The sequence below is a fragment of the Mesorhizobium alhagi CCNWXJ12-2 genome, assembly GCF_000236565.1.
GTDB classification, from domain to species: Bacteria; Pseudomonadota; Alphaproteobacteria; order Rhizobiales; family Rhizobiaceae; genus Allomesorhizobium; species Allomesorhizobium alhagi.
Genome location: NZ_AHAM01000058.1, coordinates 1 through 15,625 on the forward strand (window position 1 = coordinate 1; position 15,625 = coordinate 15,625).

Annotated in this window: 26 protein-coding genes; 2 read left to right on the forward strand and 24 right to left on the reverse strand. The window is 64.1% G+C overall.

Features of this window, described 5'->3' with window-relative positions; translation table 11 throughout:
* Positions 1–174 precede the first annotated feature (174 nt).
* From MAXJ12_RS08200 to MAXJ12_RS38710, 11 genes are all read right to left on the reverse strand, one after another.
* Positions 175–591, reverse strand: a complete 417-nt coding sequence (locus MAXJ12_RS08200; RefSeq protein ID WP_008835344.1) for a phage tail fiber protein — start codon at positions 589–591, stop codon at positions 175–177.
* Positions 591–1,217 (reverse strand): hypothetical protein, encoded by a 627-nt coding sequence (locus MAXJ12_RS08205; protein ID WP_008835345.1) that lies wholly within the window; start codon positions 1,215–1,217, stop codon positions 591–593. The genes MAXJ12_RS08200 and MAXJ12_RS08205 overlap by 1 nt, the downstream gene beginning before the upstream one ends.
* Positions 1,218–1,219: 2 nt before the next feature.
* On the reverse strand, positions 1,220–1,918 hold the full coding sequence (locus MAXJ12_RS08210) for a phage adaptor protein (RefSeq protein WP_008835346.1): 699 nt from the start codon (positions 1,916–1,918) through the stop codon (positions 1,220–1,222).
* A gap of 10 nt (positions 1,919–1,928) precedes the next feature.
* Positions 1,929–2,405, reverse strand: coding sequence for a hypothetical protein (locus MAXJ12_RS34325; RefSeq protein ID WP_008835347.1), 477 nt, complete (start codon positions 2,403–2,405; stop codon positions 1,929–1,931).
* Positions 2,406–2,505: 100 nt separating this feature from the next.
* Positions 2,506–2,964 (reverse strand): hypothetical protein, encoded by a 459-nt coding sequence (locus MAXJ12_RS08220; protein WP_008835348.1) that lies wholly within the window; start codon positions 2,962–2,964, stop codon positions 2,506–2,508.
* 82 nt (positions 2,965–3,046) lie between these two features.
* On the reverse strand, positions 3,047–4,150 hold the full coding sequence (locus tag MAXJ12_RS08225; protein WP_008835349.1) for a N4-gp56 family major capsid protein: 1,104 nt from the start codon (positions 4,148–4,150) through the stop codon (positions 3,047–3,049).
* 140 nt (positions 4,151–4,290) lie between these two features.
* Positions 4,291–4,527, reverse strand: coding sequence for a hypothetical protein (locus tag MAXJ12_RS08230; RefSeq protein WP_139043828.1), 237 nt, complete (start codon positions 4,525–4,527; stop codon positions 4,291–4,293).
* A 24-nt stretch (positions 4,528–4,551) separates the two neighbouring features.
* Positions 4,552–5,499, reverse strand: a complete 948-nt coding sequence (locus tag MAXJ12_RS08235) for a hypothetical protein (protein ID WP_008835351.1) — start codon at positions 5,497–5,499, stop codon at positions 4,552–4,554.
* 82 nt (positions 5,500–5,581) lie between these two features.
* Positions 5,582–7,843, reverse strand: coding sequence for a portal protein (locus MAXJ12_RS08240; RefSeq protein WP_008835352.1), 2,262 nt, complete (start codon positions 7,841–7,843; stop codon positions 5,582–5,584).
* Positions 7,836–8,267, reverse strand: coding sequence for a hypothetical protein (locus MAXJ12_RS08245; protein ID WP_008835353.1), 432 nt, complete (start codon positions 8,265–8,267; stop codon positions 7,836–7,838). The genes MAXJ12_RS08240 and MAXJ12_RS08245 overlap by 8 nt, the downstream gene beginning before the upstream one ends.
* The gene (locus MAXJ12_RS38710; RefSeq protein WP_008835354.1) at positions 8,264–8,731 is read right to left on the reverse strand and encodes a hypothetical protein; all 468 of its coding nucleotides are present in this window, start codon (positions 8,729–8,731) and stop codon (positions 8,264–8,266) included. Before MAXJ12_RS38710 ends, MAXJ12_RS08245 begins: the two co-directional genes overlap by 4 nt.
* Before the next feature lie 41 nt (positions 8,732–8,772).
* Between MAXJ12_RS38710 and MAXJ12_RS39975 the strand changes: the two genes are divergently transcribed.
* Positions 8,773–8,853 carry a hypothetical protein gene (locus MAXJ12_RS39975; RefSeq protein WP_420492368.1) on the forward strand — a complete coding sequence of 27 codons (81 nt, stop codon included), beginning with the start codon at positions 8,773–8,775 and terminating at the stop codon, positions 8,851–8,853.
* A gap of 5 nt (positions 8,854–8,858) precedes the next feature.
* Here the strand turns inward: MAXJ12_RS39975 and MAXJ12_RS37565 are convergent, their stop codons facing one another.
* From MAXJ12_RS37565 to MAXJ12_RS36605, 12 genes are all read right to left on the reverse strand, one after another.
* Positions 8,859–9,032, reverse strand: coding sequence for a hypothetical protein (locus MAXJ12_RS37565; protein ID WP_008835356.1), 174 nt, complete (start codon positions 9,030–9,032; stop codon positions 8,859–8,861).
* Complete coding sequence (locus tag MAXJ12_RS08255) at positions 9,029–10,606, reverse strand: terminase large subunit (protein WP_008835357.1); 1,578 nt, start codon at positions 10,604–10,606, stop codon at positions 9,029–9,031. The genes MAXJ12_RS37565 and MAXJ12_RS08255 overlap by 4 nt, the downstream gene beginning before the upstream one ends.
* Positions 10,603–11,319 (reverse strand): terminase small subunit, encoded by a 717-nt coding sequence (locus MAXJ12_RS34330; protein WP_008835358.1) that lies wholly within the window; start codon positions 11,317–11,319, stop codon positions 10,603–10,605. Before MAXJ12_RS34330 ends, MAXJ12_RS08255 begins: the two co-directional genes overlap by 4 nt.
* 2 nt (positions 11,320–11,321) lie before the next feature.
* Positions 11,322–11,738 carry a hypothetical protein gene (locus MAXJ12_RS08265; RefSeq protein ID WP_008835359.1) on the reverse strand — a complete coding sequence of 139 codons (417 nt, stop codon included), beginning with the start codon at positions 11,736–11,738 and terminating at the stop codon, positions 11,322–11,324.
* Positions 11,735–11,974 (reverse strand): hypothetical protein, encoded by a 240-nt coding sequence (locus MAXJ12_RS08270; protein WP_008835360.1) that lies wholly within the window; start codon positions 11,972–11,974, stop codon positions 11,735–11,737. Before MAXJ12_RS08270 ends, MAXJ12_RS08265 begins: the two co-directional genes overlap by 4 nt.
* Positions 11,971–12,282 carry a hypothetical protein gene (locus MAXJ12_RS08275; RefSeq protein WP_008835361.1) on the reverse strand — a complete coding sequence of 104 codons (312 nt, stop codon included), beginning with the start codon at positions 12,280–12,282 and terminating at the stop codon, positions 11,971–11,973. Before MAXJ12_RS08275 ends, MAXJ12_RS08270 begins: the two co-directional genes overlap by 4 nt.
* Positions 12,279–12,710 (reverse strand): hypothetical protein, encoded by a 432-nt coding sequence (locus MAXJ12_RS08280; protein WP_008835362.1) that lies wholly within the window; start codon positions 12,708–12,710, stop codon positions 12,279–12,281. Before MAXJ12_RS08280 ends, MAXJ12_RS08275 begins: the two co-directional genes overlap by 4 nt.
* Positions 12,710–12,979 (reverse strand): GapR family DNA-binding domain-containing protein, encoded by a 270-nt coding sequence (locus MAXJ12_RS08285; RefSeq protein ID WP_040585455.1) that lies wholly within the window; start codon positions 12,977–12,979, stop codon positions 12,710–12,712. The genes MAXJ12_RS08280 and MAXJ12_RS08285 overlap by 1 nt, the downstream gene beginning before the upstream one ends.
* Positions 12,980–13,095: 116 nt before the next feature.
* A complete protein-coding gene (locus MAXJ12_RS35070) occupies positions 13,096–13,968 on the reverse strand; it encodes a helix-turn-helix domain-containing protein (RefSeq protein WP_085983895.1) in 873 nt (290 codons plus the stop codon).
* Entirely contained in the window at positions 13,965–14,339 is a 375-nt protein-coding gene (locus MAXJ12_RS08295) for a hypothetical protein (RefSeq protein WP_008835365.1), read from the reverse strand. Before MAXJ12_RS08295 ends, MAXJ12_RS35070 begins: the two co-directional genes overlap by 4 nt.
* A complete protein-coding gene (locus tag MAXJ12_RS37570) occupies positions 14,327–14,467 on the reverse strand; it encodes a hypothetical protein (protein ID WP_008835366.1) in 141 nt (46 codons plus the stop codon). The genes MAXJ12_RS08295 and MAXJ12_RS37570 overlap by 13 nt, the downstream gene beginning before the upstream one ends.
* On the reverse strand, positions 14,451–14,693 hold the full coding sequence (locus MAXJ12_RS36605; RefSeq protein ID WP_139043831.1) for a helix-turn-helix domain-containing protein: 243 nt from the start codon (positions 14,691–14,693) through the stop codon (positions 14,451–14,453). Before MAXJ12_RS36605 ends, MAXJ12_RS37570 begins: the two co-directional genes overlap by 17 nt.
* A 115-nt stretch (positions 14,694–14,808) precedes the next feature.
* Between MAXJ12_RS36605 and MAXJ12_RS08300 the strand changes: the two genes are divergently transcribed.
* Positions 14,809–15,117: a helix-turn-helix domain-containing protein gene (locus MAXJ12_RS08300; RefSeq protein WP_008835368.1), complete on the forward strand. Its 309-nt coding sequence runs from the start codon at positions 14,809–14,811 to the stop codon at positions 15,115–15,117.
* On the opposite strand, the gene MAXJ12_RS36610 is transcribed toward MAXJ12_RS08300, so the two are convergent.
* Positions 15,104–15,304, reverse strand: coding sequence for a hypothetical protein (locus MAXJ12_RS36610; RefSeq protein WP_008835369.1), 201 nt, complete (start codon positions 15,302–15,304; stop codon positions 15,104–15,106). The two genes, MAXJ12_RS08300 and MAXJ12_RS36610, sit on opposite strands and share 14 nt — an antisense overlap.
* Between the last annotated feature and the right edge of the window lie 321 nt (positions 15,305–15,625).

Consider the following 15,625-nt stretch of genomic DNA (forward strand, 5'->3'; position numbering starts at 1 on the left):
TTACGGCGTCAACGGCAAAGTTCATCGTGGCTGCGCCGAACGCCTGGCGCACCGGGTCCGCCACCGCGTCGATCGACACGGAGGCCGAGCCCTCGAAGGTCGTGGCGAAGTATCCGCCGTTCACCTCGAGGGCGTTGATCTCCCGTCCATTGATCGCGCCGCGGCCGAGCAAACTCATGTGATGCTGACGTCCAGTTCGCCGACGCGGATCAGCAGCTCGTCGGTGTTGTAGAGGATCTTCTCGACGGTCAGGTCATCCTCGATGAGGCAGTTGCCGGAAGTCGCGGCGTCCCAAATCGCGAAGTGGGTTATCGTGAGTGGCCCGACGCCATCCATGGCCGGGAAAGCCATCTCCTTGGCGTTCTCCGTCGCCTTGGATGCGGCAGCATCAAAGCCAGAGGCCACTGCTGCGGCGTCTGCCGGGTCCATGCGGACGTAATCCGGCCAAGCCGCCAGCGACACCTCGTTGGCGCCGGTACCGGCCGGGTCGGCCGTGTGCAGCGAGACATAGACGCGGCTGGGGGCAGTGTACGTCACGCCGCGCAGCACGTGGTCGAGAAGGGCGTTGGCGAGATAGATCGAGGCTGCCATCAGAGGTAACTTCCTTTCGTCCGCAGCCGAGCGCCCTGCTGGCCCTTGGCGACACGGAATTTGAGACCGTTGACCAGGCGTTCGAAATCGCTCTCGAGCTTGAGCCCGAGTTGCGGATTGGCGAACTCGCCCGGCGTTTGCAGGATCTTGGCGGCAGCGCCCTTGCCGAGCTCCTCGCCGAACTGGTCGACGAGGAAGGCGGGCAGGGTCAGCGCGGTGCGCGACGGCTTGAGGATGAAGCGCACGGTTAGCGTGCCCGTTGCCGGCGGCACCACTGTCACGCTGTTGAGGTTCTTTTGCGTGATGAAGCGGGCGGAGCCGGCGTCCGCGTCATCGTCCTCCCAGCCCGGGCGGTTGTCATCCAGCCAAGCGATCGTGCGTGGCGTCAGTTCGATGTCATCGAGCTTGGCGCGCTCGATCTCGATGATTTCGGCGTCGGGGATGGTGCAGAGCGCCTCCGCCTCGGGCGTGGCGACATCCAGTGTGTCGTTCTCGCGCCACATGCGGCCGGCCATGCAGATCCGGCGCGCCGCATCGCGGATATTGCGCAGCATCAGGGGCTCGGGTGCCCGTGGCGCATGCGTCATCACTTCGGGGAGGATGGCGTCGATGTCGCGGGAGGCCATGGTCAGCTACCCCGCGCGTTCGGGCTGGTGGCGCGTTCCACCTGGATCTTGAGGCCGACGGCGCTGGCGAACAGCTGGTAGTGCCCCTGCGCGCGGCCGGGATTGCCGCCGAGATCGTCCTTGCCGAGCGCGCGGAACATCACATAGTCGAGCAGCGGCACGGAGTATGGCTCCGGCAGGCCGATTGAGCCTGTGTAGGAGCCGATCACGGTTTCGTCGCCGCTGGCCGCCAGCGGGGCCGGCAGCTGCGATACTACCGCCTCGACGATGCCATTGCCGTCATTGCCGGGGTAGCAGTAGAACTCGAGCGGGTTCGCCTCGTCATAGACGTACTGGCGAACCTCTTTGCGGTAGGGCGTCTGGCCGCGATCGTGCCAGAAGGGATCCACGGCATCGAGCGTCTCGCGCGATGTCGGCGTGACGATGCGGCCACCCTCGCGCGGATCGTTCTGGCTCTTGAGGTTGCGTACGATGCGCACCAGCATCAGGGGGGTGGGAGTGCCTGTGGCCGGAACGCTCTGCAGCGTACCCACTGCCAGGGTCAGGATCCTGCTCGAGGTGGATGCCGATGGCTTGGCGAGCACGATGGCCTTGATGCCATCGTTGATCCAGTCTCGCAGCTCATTGAGCGGCCAGCGGATATGGTCCTCGTCGTTGAGGAGGACCGCAGCGCGTTCCATGATCTCCTGGCCGGTCGGCATCGGTCAGGCCTTAGCTCTGCGGGGCGTTCGCGGCCGCCTCGGCGATGAAGGCCTGCGCCTGCTCAACCCACTTGTCGCGGGTAATGCGGCCCATGAGCTTGAGATCAGCGTCGAGCTTGGCGATCTGCTCCTCGGTCAGGCCTGCAACCGCGGCCATGGTGCCGAAGCCGGCCGCCTCGAGCTTGGCTTTCAAGCCAGGTCCGATTCCGTTGATGCCGATGATGTCAGGCTCGTCGCCGCCCTGTCCAAGGCCCGGCTCGCCGGCGCCCTTTGCCGGATCCTTCGCAGGCTTGGCGGGCTTCGCCTTCTTCTCGGGCTCGGGAACCTCGGGTACTTCCCGGTAGTGGACAACCGAAAGCAGGATCGCGATGTGCCGCTGCTTGTCCACGTGGCAGACGAAGCGGCCATATTTGTCGCGCTGGAAAGTGTAGGTATCGCCGGCGACACTGGTTTCGACCTGGCGGCCGGCGGTGCATTCGATCAGCATAACAGTCCTCCTGTTGGCAAAAGGCGGCCCGCGAAGGAGAGGAGGAAAGTTCCCCCTCGCGGGCCGCCTGTCTTACGGTGCTGCGACCTCGCCCCGATGGCTACGCAGCCACGTACGACACGGTGAGGCCGATGGTGCCCGCGGCCGCGGTGGCGGCGTCCGTGACCAGCTTCGCGCCGATCGAGCGCGCCTGGCCCGTCGCGGTGGTGCGGAAGGCGGTGACGATCGTCGGGCGCGCCACGCCGCCGGCCTGCGAAAGCGTGCTGCCGTCGAAGAACTCGTCGTCGGTGGTGCGGCCGGTATCGGTGCTGCCGACTTCGCCGGACATGATGCCGATGTCCCACACGATGGCGGGCGTGCCGGTGTCGAGATCGTCGCTGTCGAAGATCATGTCGACGACGCGGCAGTTGGCGGGGAGGATGGCGAGTTCCACGGTGTCGCCTTCCACGATGTCCGCCGGCACGGCGAACGCAAAGCGGTGGGTGACAACGTGGCCGGCGAAGGCCGGGTAGGGGACAGGAGCGATGCCCTGCGCCTCGTTGCTCTGATGGATGGTCATCGATGTTCTCCGGGTTTAGGGCGCTTCTGGCGCTGTCTGCGGAACAAGGCGGAAGCCGGCGCGCTGGGCGCGCCGGCTCTCATTACGCTGCGGCGTTCGGATCGGCGGCGGCGGTGTCGATCGACAGGACGCCGAAGTCCTTGCTGTTGAAGCGGGTCTTCTTGATGCCCATGATGATGCCGGAGGCGACGGTCGGCTCGTTGCCGTGGTCGAACGTCTCCTCGGTCCAGGTGAAGCGCAGGCCGCTCGAGGAGCCGTAGGCCACAACGCCGGCCTGGCGGCCCATGAACAGGGCGCGAGCCGCTACGACGTTGGCGCCAGCGCCGTAGTCGTTGAAGCGGATGACGCTCTCATGGCTGTGCAGGACAACCTTGTTGATCATCCCCAGCCCGCCCTTGAACAGCGGGTTGTTGCGCCCTTCGGCCGCCGCGGCGGCTTTCTGGATCTCGAGCCAGCCGCCGGAATCGGCGACGCGCAGATCGTGCTCCTGGAACGGCGACATGAGGCAGCAGTAGTGCGCTTCGCCGTTGATCATCACCGGCATCATGTTGGCGGTGGTGGGATCGGTCGAGCGCATCATGCGCGCCTTAACCTCGGCCTTCTCGATGACCGTGCGGGTCATCTTGTCGGTCGCGGCCAGTCCCGCCTTGGCGGTCACGGCGCCGGCATAGATCAGGTGGCCCGTGTCGGGCGCCTGGATCGAGTTGCCGGCAAAGCCTGCCCAGGTGGTTTCCTCGGTGAAGTCCTCGTTGATGCCGCGCGCACCGGAGAGGTACACGAAGTTCATCTCGTCCGTGTACTTCGACCAGTAGTCGGACAGGCGGTCCTTGGCGATTTTGCGGATGTTGTGGACCGTGCGCTTGCGGCTCATCTTGCCGCCGGCGGACACGCCGTGGCGCATCTGGTCGATATAGACCTCATCCGAGAAGAAGCGCAGGTTTTCCTCGGAGCCCTGCAGACGGGCATCGCCGGTCTTGGGCTTCTGGCGGAGCTGCACGGACAGGTCGAAGGTGATGGTGTCGCCGGCGTCCGATTCGAGATCGGTCAGCCGCTGAATGACCTTGTTGTCATCCTCGCCGACGAACTTGCGGTCGAAGTAAGACTTCTTCACCATGTCGATGAAGAGCGAACCAGACCACTTCTTTTGGGCTTTGGGATCGCCGAAGGCGATGACGGTACCAGCCATGACGTAGCTCCTTTGGAGTTGGAGCACGTCATGCGCTTTTCGAGGTTCTAATTACCGCGATTGCGGCAAAAACACAACTGGCCGAAAGCGGAGGGCGGTTCAGCCGGCCAGAGGCGGCCGGCTGAGTGGTATAGCGAGCGTCAGGCAGCCGATATCTGCCGCACATCCTGCAGCACGCGGCGAGGCTCGCCGGTGATGCCATAGGTGAAGCTGGCCGGGACCAGGCCATCCCCAAGAATGCGGATGGGCGACAGGTTCGTCTCAAACGCGAGCCGAACCCTGGTGCCGGACTTGTGCTTCACCTTCACGACGACGCCGGCGTCGGCATTCTTGCCGATCTGCACCGCCTCTCCGACGCTAACGTCGAGTGCTATCATGCCCATGTCCCCGTTTGCGGCCGTCTAGCTGGCCAGGTACTGTTCGCGCTTCTCGTCGGAGAGCTTCTCCAGCGCCTTTTCGTATTCGACGCCATCGAGGCGATCGAGGTAGGCGAACTCGCTGCCGTCATCCGTCTCCGTCAAGTCGGCCGCCGGCACATTGGCGAGGTTCGGCGGCAGATCGCGCCTCTTGTTCTTGTCGCGGTCCTCGACCTTCTTGCTGCCAGGCACCTCGCCCAACTCGCTGACGATCTTCTGATGCGCCTTTGCCAGGATGGCCGCGCTGAGCTTGCCCGAGCCGTCCGCCTCGGCCTGCAGGGCGCGCACCTCTGCGTCCAGCGCCCGGTAGCGGATCGTCCCCGGCTTGTACTCCGGGTGCGACTTGATGAAGTCCGGCACCGTGCGTTGCTTCCAGGTGTCGATAGCCGATTCGCTCGACAGCGCGGCCTTGAGCAGCTGCTCCTTGATCTGGTCCCGCTCATCGTCGAGGGGCTTCAAGGCCGCGCGCATCTCCTTGGCAGTGAGCTCGCCATCGTCGAACTTCTGCGCGATCTCGTCCTTCTTCGTCTCGATCTCGTCGAGCTTGGTCTTGGCGTCGGCCGGGGCCTTCCATTCGGGAAGCGCCTGCTGGGGCTTCTCCGGCTCGGCATCATCGTCGCCGGCGTCCTCGCCCTTGTCCTTGGCAGCGGCCGCCGCGGTTGCGTCGTCAGCCGTGGCCTTGGCTTCCTCGGCCGCCTTGGCTTTCGCCGCCGCGTCCGCATCGTCGCCACCAGCGTCATCACCGCCGGCGTCGTCGTCATCACCCTTCTTGCCGTCGCCGGCGTCCGCTTCATCGTCGCCTTTGTCGCCATCATCACCGTCGCCGGCGCCAGCGTCATCGCCGTTTTCGTCGTCAGCGTCCTCCAGGAGGCCTTCACGCTCCTCGTCGGTGAGCATTTCGAGGTCTTCTTCGTCGTGTTTCGTGCCAGCCATCGGGCTTTCTTCCTTCGTAAGTTGGGGGTCGGTCGGGGTGAGTGTGGCCTGCGCCTCCTGCGGTTCTCGAGCTCGTGAAGGATCAGGCGGCCTGCATCAGGCCGAACTGCTCATTTGCTGCCTGTGGCTGCTGCGGGGCAGGCGCACCAAGCCCCGGCGCTTGCGGCTGCTGCTGTGCTGCCGCCTGCTGCGCCAAGGCCGCCATGGCCTCGTTCTTGTCGGTCTGCGACACGAATCCGCTCTCGGCGAGGATGTGGTCGGCGATGTGCGTCGCCGGCGGCATCGCGATCGCCATCGCGGCCGCGTCCAGCGCCTTCTGCTGGGCGTCGACGTGGTGTCCGGAGATCTTCGAGCGCAGTTCCTCTGCCTGGGCGGCGATCTTGTCGCCCTCGGCCATCAGCTTCTTCAACTGCGCCTCGAGCATCGCCTGCTGCGCCTGGCCGGCGGCCTGCTGCGCCTGCGCCTGGGCGATCTCCTCCTCGGTCGGCTCCTCGGCGTCCGGATCGCGCTGGCCCGTCGCGGCGCGAATGCGCTTGACGATCTCTTCGCGGTTCGGAAGGTCCATGTTCTCGACAACGAGATCCATGAACAGCACCGCCAGCTCGGGCGTCATCTTGCTCATCGCCTCGAGCAGCGAATCGACCGCGGCCGCGCGCATGGTGGCGTGGAACGCGCCCTCGGAGATGATGTAATCCGCCTTGCAGCGCACAATGTCGTTCTCGGGCAGGCCGTCGTTCACGTCGACATACTCGGGCTTGCCGCGCATGTTGGTGATGCGGAACGACTTCTGCTCCGACATGAACTGCTCGACATTGGCGAGCAGTTTCTCGCCGTGGATCTGCCAGGCCAGCAGCAGGTTGTCGAAATACTTCGCTGTCGCCAGCGAGCCCTGGTCCTGCCGCTTGCCGATCGCCACGCCGGATGTGGCGTTGGTCTTGCGGCCGAGCAGCTCGTCGGTCACGCCGGATGCCTGTTGGATCATGGAAATGGAGCGCGACATAAGCTCGAGGTGCCACTGCGAAAGGTCGCGATCGGCATTGATGTCGATCGTCTTGCCGGCCTTCTTGCGGATAACCGCATCAGGGCGGGAGATTTCCTCCAGGAACTCCTCGATCGTCATGTCGTCGGGCAGCGCATCCTCATCCATGATGACTTTGCTGGTCGACAGGATGTGCAGGGCCTTGGAGGCGCGCTTGTTGATGTCCTTCTGGATGTCCTTCAAGCGCCGGATCATGCCGTAGGGCATGCCGTCGCGGCCGCGGCGATGGCCCCAAATCGGCGTGAACGGGAAACGGTTGTGCCGGTAGGGCGATTCGGAGAACCACAGCATGCCGGCGGTGGTGAAGATGGCGACGTGCATGCGCATCGTCACGCGCTTGACCGTCTCGGCCTCGCCCCGCTCGACTTCCTCGCGGTGGCCGGGGGAGTGCGGATCGTAGATTTCGCCGGTGAAGCGGCCGCCCTTGACCTTCTCGACCTCGACGGGAAGCCGGATCCACATCTCGATCAGGCGAACGCGCCGGCGCTGATAGCCCTGAATGCGATCGCTGGTGCGCGATTGCCCGGCCTGCTCGAGCGAAAGCTCCTGCTCGTCCATGGCCTGGTCGCCATAGTAGTCGAGGTGGTGATAGTCGTCATTGTCGGCCGCCGAGCGCTCGAGCAGGCCCTTGCGCTTCTTGAAGATCGCGCATGCAACGTCGAGGTCGGCCCATTTCGAGCGGATGACGTAGCGGGCGTCTTTCAGGTCCAGTTCGGTCGCCGCGCTGTCCCACAGCATGTTGCGCCAGTTTTCGTAGCGCGTGTAGAGCGGCTCGTCCTCGTCTTCCTCCTGCACGCCGTCCTCGATCCAGCCGAGCCCGACCTTCACGGCGTCCTCGAACGACCGCGAAATGTGGAACGGCTCGCGGTTCACGTCCGACAGGTACTTCAGCAGCTGCGTCTTCTTCTCGGCCGGCTTTGCCTCCTCCTTGCGGCGGGGCAGCACCTTGAAATCGGTGCGGGCGCGCTTCTCGGTGCCTGTGACCCAATCGACCGAAGCGGAGATGACGTTGTAGACCAGCGCATCCTGGCCGCGATCGTTGAGGGTTTCCTTGTCCTCCGCGCTCCACTGGATATTGTCGTAATAGTCCTCGTCGCCGGCCATGTCCTGCCGGTTGTCGAACTGTCGATCGAGCTCGCGGGTGTAGTAGTCGAGCAGCCGGTGGTGGAGCTCGATCATGTCCGGCTTGTCGAGCGCGGCGACGCGCGTGGCGCGCTTGCCGCTCTCCTGGTCGGCGCCGGCGGGGATGGGCGACTTGAACTGCGTCTTTCGGACGGAGCCGTCCTCGGATTTCAGATCAAACATCGCTCAAGATCTCCACTTCCCTGACCTTGCCGGTTTCCCGCTCGGTCACTGTGAGTTCGGCAATTGCCGTTTGTGCGGGGGCGACGTAGGGGGGGATCGACAGCAGATCGCCGAGGCAATCGCGGATGAGCCCCAGCAGGCGGAAGATGGCGCGGGTACCGGTGCCGAGTCGCAGCGGATCGAGGAAGCTTGCCACCTGGTGGGCGGCCTTCGCCATGTCGCCTATTTCCTCGGAGTAGATCCACGCCTTGTCCATGGTGACGACACAGGGGAACGTGTAGTCGCCCAGCTCCTCGCCGGTGCGCACGATCGCCATGCACGGGCGCATCTGCTCGTCGATGCAGATCCACGTGCCTATGGCCGTCAGTTCGCCACGGGTGCGAACCCAGGCGCGTTTGGTCAGGTCGAGAACTGGTGCGCTCATGCTTTGTGATCCTCGTTCGGGGCGAGGATTTGGGCGCTGAGTGACAGCGTGGTGATTCGCCCGCCGGTGTAAACATCGAATTTCGCAGCCGGATCGACTGGCGCGAGGAGCCAGATACACTCGGGACCGGCTATTCCTGCCTTCGACGGGTGCGGATCATGGACAAGCAGCCCGCAGCGCATCAGAACCATGTGGTGTACGCCACGAGGCGAGATGCCCGAGGCCAAGTACAGGATGTCCGGAGCAAAGGTGCCGTGCATCATGATTGCTTCGAAGCCGCGATCGCGGAAGAACCTGTGAAACGACGGCCAGAACTGATCCAGGCCATTGGCGCGGAAGTCGGGGACATCTTCCAGCCTTATGCCAAGGAGGCTGGCGACGGCCGCTTCGGTGCAGTTGCCGCGCTCTTCCCGGGTCGCTGGGTCGTAGAGGATGGTCTGGTCAACAAACGCCGGCCGGTTCAAGCGCGCTTCTCCTTCGCCGGAGGCAGCACGCTGATGACGCTCTGGCCGGCCAGGCAACGCCCAACGAGGCCCGGCAGGCCTTCGCCGACGCGGCGCGCGAGTCGCGGATCCTGGTGGAGTAGGGCGCTCACGCCTGCCTCCGATAGTCGGCCACGGCCTGCTCGAGCACGTCTAGTTCGCGGCGCTTGGTGATGATCTCGAGCTCGGGCCGCTTGTTGCGGCCGGATGAGAACGTATCCAGCCAGGTCGCCTTTGCCCGCGCCATCTTCTCGAGCTCGATCGCCATCTCGGAGGGGCTCATGCTGCCATCCCCGACTTGTTGGAGCGGCGCGGCCGGCTGCGGCCATGCGGGCCGCGCATGTTGTGGGCCATCTGCGCCTTCTGGCGGATCGCGTCGGCCGCGTGCTCATGGCCGTTCTTCTCGATCGCCGGCATGAACAGGCTCATGCGCTGGTTCCACACCTTGGCGAAGCCCTCGAGGTGCTTGATGCCCTCCTTGCAGCGCGTCTCGTCGATGCGGTAGTTCGCGAAGTCGTCGCGCAGCTGGTCGATGCCCACTTCGACATCGAGGATGCGCGGCACGATCTCGATGTCGCGCAAGCCAAGGTCGGTCAGCATGTCGGCCGGCGTCTTCAGGATCTCTGCGCCATCGTGCTTGGTGTCGCCATCGTGCGGCAGGTAGTGCTTGCCCCACACGAAGTTTCGCTCGGATGCCCGCTCCTTCATCACGCGGACAACCGCGCTGTAGGGCTCGCCTGACGATTCGAGGAAATCAATCCAGTGATCCCACGGCCCGACCTTCTGGTGCATCCACACCACCTTGTTGCCGCGCAGATCCCAAAACGTGTTGACCGGCAGGCTGGGCACCAGCGGCACGGCGCATATGCGGCCGTCGCGGCGGGCCTCGGCGATCTGTGTCGACAGCCACAGCCCCTCGGACGAGACGGTGAAGGCCTCCTTGAGCGTGGACGGATACTGCCGCCACATCTTCTCGTCGCTGCCGCCGAAGTCGTTCTTGCGCTTCGCCACGTACCAGGCGCGCTTGCGGGGGCTGATATCGCGCCCGATCTCGCCCTCGAGGCGGTGGAAGTAGGCGTTGTCCTTCGGCGAGATGACAACCAGGTCGGGGTCAGTCTCGTACTCGTCCGCATCCCACCATGAGGCGAAATGCAGCTTGTAATCCATCGGCGAGAGCTTGCGGCCGGTCTCGAGAGTGGCCTGCGCCTCCTTCACCATGTCGGAGAAGTTGCCGTAGGGCGTCTCCACGGTCGATTCGACCACCACAACGCCGTGCTGGTCGACGGAGGGCAACGCGCCCTCCTGGATCTCGTTGGCGTGGTCGGGGTTCTTCGCGCAGATCTTGCCGTACTCGGACACATGCAGGTACTGCAGCGTCGTTCCGCGTGTCGACGTCGCCACGGTGATGGATGAGCCGTGCTGCCAGTCCATCGCGTGCTTGGTGTCGTATTTCAGCGGGAACATTCCGCGCACCGCGGCCGGCAGGCGGTCCCACGCGAACTTGATCTTCTTCTGGAAGATGGTGAGGGCGGTTTGATCGTCCTGGGCGATGACGGCGGCGCCGGTGTTCGGCACGAATATGCAGGCGTCCAGCATCATGATCTGCACCACGGTCGAGAAACCGCGCTGCCGGGCTTTCGGGATGACGTTCCGGTACCAGACCTCGTTAAGGAACTTGTCCTGCTCGGGCCACGGCACGAAGCGGACCGCGTTGCCGTCCTTGTCCGAAACCCAATACATGTTGCGGATGCGCCAGTGCGGATCCTTGAGCAGCTTGACGAGCTCGGCCGCGTCGATCGGCGCGACGAGCTCCGCCTGGTCGATCGCGGACGCCAGCGATGCGTAATCCCCGCTCATGCGTCATCCTTCGGCCGGATGCCACGGGGCGCATCGTCATCCGCCGGCGCGCCGGCGGCCTTGGGCTTCACGCTCTGGCCGATGATCTCGCGTGCCAGCGCCTCGAGCGGGTCGCTGAACTCGACCTTCTTGTTCTCCTTGAACGCCTGGACGTTGGTGTGCTTGCCGATCATCTCGAGGCGGCGGGTACGATCGGAGAGCTTGATCTTCCGCACCAGGGCGATGACGGGCTTTGGCTTGCCGTCCTCCTCGCTGGCGCCGAGCACTTCCTCGACCTCGATGCCCGCCACCAGGCCCTTGCGCCAGATCAGCGGCCACTCGCGCATCGGCAGCAGGTTGCCGTCATCGTCGTACAGGTCGGCGAGGTCCGCCTCTACCTCGTCGACCAGGCGCGCAAGCACCCTGTCGGAATCGTACGTGGCGCGCTCCACCTGGCGCTCCAACTTCGGCTGGCTTAACATGCGCGACGCCTGCGCCTCGGCGGTTTTCGCGCTGTATCCAGCCCGGGTTGCAGCCTGCTTGCCGTTGAAATCCTTGAGATATTCCGCAACGAACAGCTTCTGCTGGTCCGTCAGCACGCCCGCATTGACCTTTGCCGCCGTTTTTGCAGCCGCCTTCACAGGCTTAACGGGCCGCTTCGCAGGCTTCGCAGCAGGCTTGGCGGCCGGCTTTTTAGCCGGCTTTTTGGTGGTCTTTGCGGGCTTCTTCGCCATAGTCAGTCGAACAGCCCCGCAAGGATGCCGCGATAGTCCGCGATCTCGATGGCGCGGCGGCGCTCGTACTGTCGCAAGCGCTGGATCCGCATCTTCTCGGTGAGGCTGACAGAGCGAAGCGAAGCGACGTTCGGATCCAAGGCGCTGACGTACTGGTCGCGCTTCTCTTTGGCGACCTGCGCGTCCGATTTGCCGATCAGGCGCTCGAGGCGGCGCGTTGTGCGCTGCATCCTGCTTTCGGACATCACCTCGCAGGCGTCATCGCCGGCGCTATCAACCTCGCCATCCTTGCCGCCGAGATACTGGCCGACGCCTGGCATGTTGAGATCAGCCATGCTCATCTCGGCCGCCGACTTCACGGCCGAAGGGCCGGCGGCAGCGCCGACGCCAAGGAACTGCAGGAAGGCGCGGCGTTTCATTCGGCCGGCGTCTCCACAGAGTTCAACGCCTCGGCCGCCGCGGTTAGTTGGGCGGCATAGCGCAGTTGCTCATCGGCTGCCGCCCGAATGCTGCGGGCCTCTGCTTCGGTGTCTGCCGCGTCACTGAGCTTTCGGTCGGCGCTATGGGTGGCGCGCTTCGCCTGCTCGAGCAGAAGCTTCTGTGCTTCCGCCATTGGGTGATCCTCGCGGTAAAAGCCCTGTTTGGTGTCGCTCATTGCGTCCTCCTGAGATCAAGCGCCGATCGGCCGGGCAGGGGATCGCCAAGCGCGCGGCTGGTGAAGTTGCGGGTGTCGTCGGCTCGGCGGATGCGCCGGTGCCATTCGTCCTCCTGGTCGCGGATGGCGGCGATCGGCACGAACACGCTCATGTCGCCGGCGTCCTGACCGCGCCTGGCGCGCAGCTGCTCGAGGTTTGCGGCGCGGCGTTCACGCTCGCGGTCGCGCAGCTTGCGCTTGGCCTCGGCGGCCATCTGCAGGCGGGTCTTGCCCCATGGGGCGTCGTCGTCTCTGATGCGGTCAGTCATTGCGGTACTCCTGTCACCATGTACGCTTTGGTCCGGCCCTTCTTGGCCGCCTCCACCTCGACGAGCACGCCATTGGCGAGCAGGTTTGTGATCTGTCCCCTGACGTGCTCGTAGGTCATGTTGCAGCGGTCGCCGATCTCGCGGAGGCTGGTATCGACGATGCCGAAGGCGCCGGCCGCTTCGTCCATAGCCTTGAGCACGATCTTGGCTGCCGGGGAGAGCGGCCGCGCCGGCTTAGGTGCAGCCACCACGGGCTTTGGCGCGGCGGCGCCGGCGTCCTCCTCGGCGAAGATGCCGTCGAAATGGCGCTGGACGTAAGCTGTGGGTGAGACGCCCGCTGCCTTCGCGGCTCGCTCGAGGCGGCGGTTGAAGTCACGGTCGCATCTGACCGTGAACCGATAGACCTGCATGTCGTCGTAGTTGGTCATCACGCCATCCCAAGCGCGGCCATGTAGAGATCGAGGATCGCCTCCTCCTCCTGCCGCTCGGCCTGGTCCTTCTTGCGAAGTTTGATGATGGTGCGGACCGCCTTCACGTCAAATCCGGTTCCCTTCAACTCCTGGAAGATCTCGCGGATATCCTCGGCGATCGTGGCCTTCTCCTCCTCGAGGCGCTCGACGCGCTCGATGAAGGCGCGCAGTTGGCCGGCGGCCACGGTCTGATAGGTTTCCTCCCCGGTTTCCTTCTCGGTGAACATTTCCGTGGTGTTCGGATCCCTGTCGCTGTTCAAGACCTTGAGCGCGGCCTTGACCGTGCTCATCGGGATGTCGCCGGTGTCTTTGCCGCCGCTACGGATGCGGATCGTGGGCTCGCTCATGCCGGTCCTCCTTGTTGCTGGATGTGCTCCGGCCAACGGGTCTTCCGGAGAAATTTGCGTAAGCTGACCGCGCGCTCGACGGCGGCCGGCGTGAGGTCGCGGCGCTTTTTCAGGTCAGCGAGCCATGCGCTCCATTCGGGCCGGTCGGGGGTGATGATGAAATCGCCGTCCTTGTCGAAGGGAGGCGCGCCGTCGAGCTCGCGGAACTGCTTGAGGCGAAGGTAGGGGAGCATGTGGGCAGGTTTGCCGCGCAGCGCCCTGAGGCGGCAGAAGGCCTCGGCGCACAGCGATGCTGTCGCCTGCTCGTCGGGTGTCAGGCGATCGAACACTGTCTCGGCCGCGGCGCGGCTGTCGGGAAGCTGGCTCTGCGGCCATCCTTTCCACAATATCTTGAAAGCCCCCCCAACCTCCGGGCGCGCTTGCGCGCTAGGTGGATTGGTGTTGGAAGATACTGGATTGGTAGTAGGAACGTCGTTCCGGACCTTTCGGAAAGAGGTTCCGGACCTTTCGGAAAGAGCTTCCGCACCTTCTGGAAAAGGACCGGAACCACGTTCCGCACCTTTTTCTACATCTTGTGCCTCTGGCCATGCGGCCTGGTATTCGTGATTGCGCCATTTCTGGCCCCGGAAACCGTGTTCAGTGCGCTTGATCCAACCGGCGGTTTCCGCAATTTCAAGGTGCGTGCGGACGCTGCGATCGGTGAGGCCGGTTGCGCTCGCCAAATCCTCTTGCGTTGGGTAACAGCCGCCACCGAGATCGTTCATGAAACAGGAAACCGTCAGTAGGAGATGCCTAGTCGTCGGTGGCAAGTCCGACCTGATGATGCGGTGACGCCATGACCACGCCCGGCTGATACCTGTCTCACTCATGCGTGCCTCATCCGGCGATTGAACCGGCTCTGGCGGGTGCGGTACTCCTTATCGGTGCGGACCTGCATGCGGTGGTTTGACTTCCTGCGCGGCGAGCAGATCGTGGCGACGATGCCGGCGTGGATGACGAGCCGCATGCGTGGCGTGTTGACGTTGGTGAGCCCAGCGAGGGCTGCGGCAAGCACGGCCGGCGTCAGGATGTCGGCGCGAACCTTTTCCATCGTCGTGCCGGCGGCCGCGCAATGCGCCTTGGCGACGGCGCGGGGGTTCATGGCGTCGTCGCAGGCGATCTCAACGCCGAGGATGCGCTGCACGTAGCGCGTGACGGCGTGATAGCTCACGCGGTGTGCGTGCTCTGCTATCGCGTCCATCGGCCCCCTGGCAGCCTCCCGTACGGCTTGTGACCCTCGATCTCCTGCCGGGCTTTCCAGTCGACCAACTCGGCGATGATGTCGGCGACGGTGCGGACTGGACGCGAATCGTCAGGCTGCTGCGTCATGGGCGGCCTCCTCGACCATCCCCCACACCGAGGCGGGGGCTTCGCAACCCAGCGCAGCGAGATCGGCTGTCATGGCGAGGTAGTATTTCGGCGGGATTTCGCCGCGGTCGCGCCACGCCCATACGGCCTGCGGTGTTTTCAGGCCGTAGCGGGTTGCCAACGCAGAATTTCCGCCGAGATGGTCAATGACCTCATCGACGGTAGTAAGGCTTTTGGTGGGTGACACTTCGCAACCATCCTCATTGGACGTTGGTTGCGGACGTTAATCAACAATTCATTGATCTGCAACCATCAATAAGTTGGTGATGGCAATTGCCTTTGAGTTGTAAGATATTGTTGAAATGGACAGGGGGCTTCCAGATACCAGCAAAGAATCGATCGGCCAGCGCTTGGCGCGGGTGCGCGAAGCGCTGGGCTGGAACCAATCCACGCTGGCAACTTCGCTCGGGATGTCGACCCAGCGATGGAACAACTACGAGAAGGGCAAGACCCTGCCTCCGCCCGACGTGCTCGCAAAATTCTGGCAGACTACCGGAGCGACGTCCGACTACATCCTGTTCGGGCGCCGCGACGGTATGTCCGTTGAGCTGATAAAGAAGTTGGACGCGCAGCAGCGCGCCCAGCGTGGCTCTGGCTCTATCGCTGGATAGAAACGACCTTCTTTTGAAGACTATGGCCGTCCTCCTCATCCCTCTTCGGGGTCAGGAAGTCGTCGAGCAGCTCGCTCATGTAGCGCAGCACGATCCTCGCATCGGCCGCCTTTTCCGGTAACTGCGTAGCGATTTGCATCGCCTGGCGACGTAGCCACGCGTCTCGTCCACGTTCTTCCTCAGTCATTTCGCCCCAAAACTCCAACTACTGCCCGCGAATCGGCCCCGCATCAATCAAGAGCCATCATTCCTGTTGCCTGTCCTGAAATCAATAGATTGTTGAAAAGTGTTTGACTGATCAACAATTCATTGATAGCTTTATGCCATAGTCTGTTGCGCCCCGGGGTATTTTGTCGGCGCTCGGATCATGAGGGAACACGATGGCGAGACACCTCTTCATTGCAGCATTCGCGGCCTGGGCGCTTGTCGGCTTGGTTCTTCCTGACGGCATGCTTGAGTGTCAGGAGCGGCAGAGCTTCGACACCTGCCACACCGTCCTCCATCGGTA

Bases quoted from the DNA above. Each gene is read 5' to 3' on its own strand.
- MAXJ12_RS08220 (WP_008835348.1), bottom strand. From the start codon at position 2,964: ATGACCATCCATCAGAGCAACGAGGCGCAGGGCATCGCTCCTGTCCCC.
- MAXJ12_RS08265 (WP_008835359.1), bottom strand. From the start codon at position 11,738: ATGAAACGCCGCGCCTTCCTGCAGTTCCTTGGCGTCGGCGCTGCCGCC.
- MAXJ12_RS35070 (WP_085983895.1), bottom strand. From the start codon at position 13,968: ATGAGTGAGACAGGTATCAGCCGGGCGTGGTCATGGCGTCACCGCATC.
- MAXJ12_RS08245 (WP_008835353.1), bottom strand. From the start codon at position 8,267: ATGAGCGCACCAGTTCTCGACCTGACCAAACGCGCCTGGGTTCGCACC.
- MAXJ12_RS36610 (WP_008835369.1), bottom strand. From the start codon at position 15,304: ATGACTGAGGAAGAACGTGGACGAGACGCGTGGCTACGTCGCCAGGCG.
- MAXJ12_RS08225 (WP_008835349.1), bottom strand. From the start codon at position 4,150: ATGGCTGGTACCGTCATCGCCTTCGGCGATCCCAAAGCCCAAAAGAAG.
- MAXJ12_RS08205 (WP_008835345.1), bottom strand. From the start codon at position 1,217: ATGGCCTCCCGCGACATCGACGCCATCCTCCCCGAAGTGATGACGCAT.
- MAXJ12_RS08200 (WP_008835344.1), bottom strand. From the start codon at position 591: ATGGCAGCCTCGATCTATCTCGCCAACGCCCTTCTCGACCACGTGCTG.
- MAXJ12_RS08275 (WP_008835361.1), bottom strand. From the start codon at position 12,282: ATGACTGACCGCATCAGAGACGACGACGCCCCATGGGGCAAGACCCGC.
- MAXJ12_RS08230 (WP_139043828.1), bottom strand. From the start codon at position 4,527: ATGATAGCACTCGACGTTAGCGTCGGAGAGGCGGTGCAGATCGGCAAG.
- MAXJ12_RS37565 (WP_008835356.1), bottom strand. From the start codon at position 9,032: ATGAGCCCCTCCGAGATGGCGATCGAGCTCGAGAAGATGGCGCGGGCA.
- MAXJ12_RS34325 (WP_008835347.1), bottom strand. From the start codon at position 2,405: ATGCTGATCGAATGCACCGCCGGCCGCCAGGTCGAAACCAGTGTCGCC.
- MAXJ12_RS08255 (WP_008835357.1), bottom strand. From the start codon at position 10,606: ATGAGCGGGGATTACGCATCGCTGGCGTCCGCGATCGACCAGGCGGAG.
- MAXJ12_RS08235 (WP_008835351.1), bottom strand. From the start codon at position 5,499: ATGGCTGGCACGAAACACGACGAAGAAGACCTCGAAATGCTCACCGAC.
- MAXJ12_RS08280 (WP_008835362.1), bottom strand. From the start codon at position 12,710: ATGACCAACTACGACGACATGCAGGTCTATCGGTTCACGGTCAGATGC.
- MAXJ12_RS08295 (WP_008835365.1), bottom strand. From the start codon at position 14,339: ATGGACGCGATAGCAGAGCACGCACACCGCGTGAGCTATCACGCCGTC.
- MAXJ12_RS08210 (WP_008835346.1), bottom strand. From the start codon at position 1,918: ATGCCGACCGGCCAGGAGATCATGGAACGCGCTGCGGTCCTCCTCAAC.
- MAXJ12_RS08285 (WP_040585455.1), bottom strand. From the start codon at position 12,979: ATGTTCACCGAGAAGGAAACCGGGGAGGAAACCTATCAGACCGTGGCC.
- MAXJ12_RS37570 (WP_008835366.1), bottom strand. From the start codon at position 14,467: ATGACGCAGCAGCCTGACGATTCGCGTCCAGTCCGCACCGTCGCCGAC.
- MAXJ12_RS34330 (WP_008835358.1), bottom strand. From the start codon at position 11,319: ATGGCGAAGAAGCCCGCAAAGACCACCAAAAAGCCGGCTAAAAAGCCG.
- MAXJ12_RS08270 (WP_008835360.1), bottom strand. From the start codon at position 11,974: ATGAGCGACACCAAACAGGGCTTTTACCGCGAGGATCACCCAATGGCG.
- MAXJ12_RS08240 (WP_008835352.1), bottom strand. From the start codon at position 7,843: ATGTTTGATCTGAAATCCGAGGACGGCTCCGTCCGAAAGACGCAGTTC.
- MAXJ12_RS08300 (WP_008835368.1), top strand. From the start codon at position 14,809: ATGGACAGGGGGCTTCCAGATACCAGCAAAGAATCGATCGGCCAGCGC.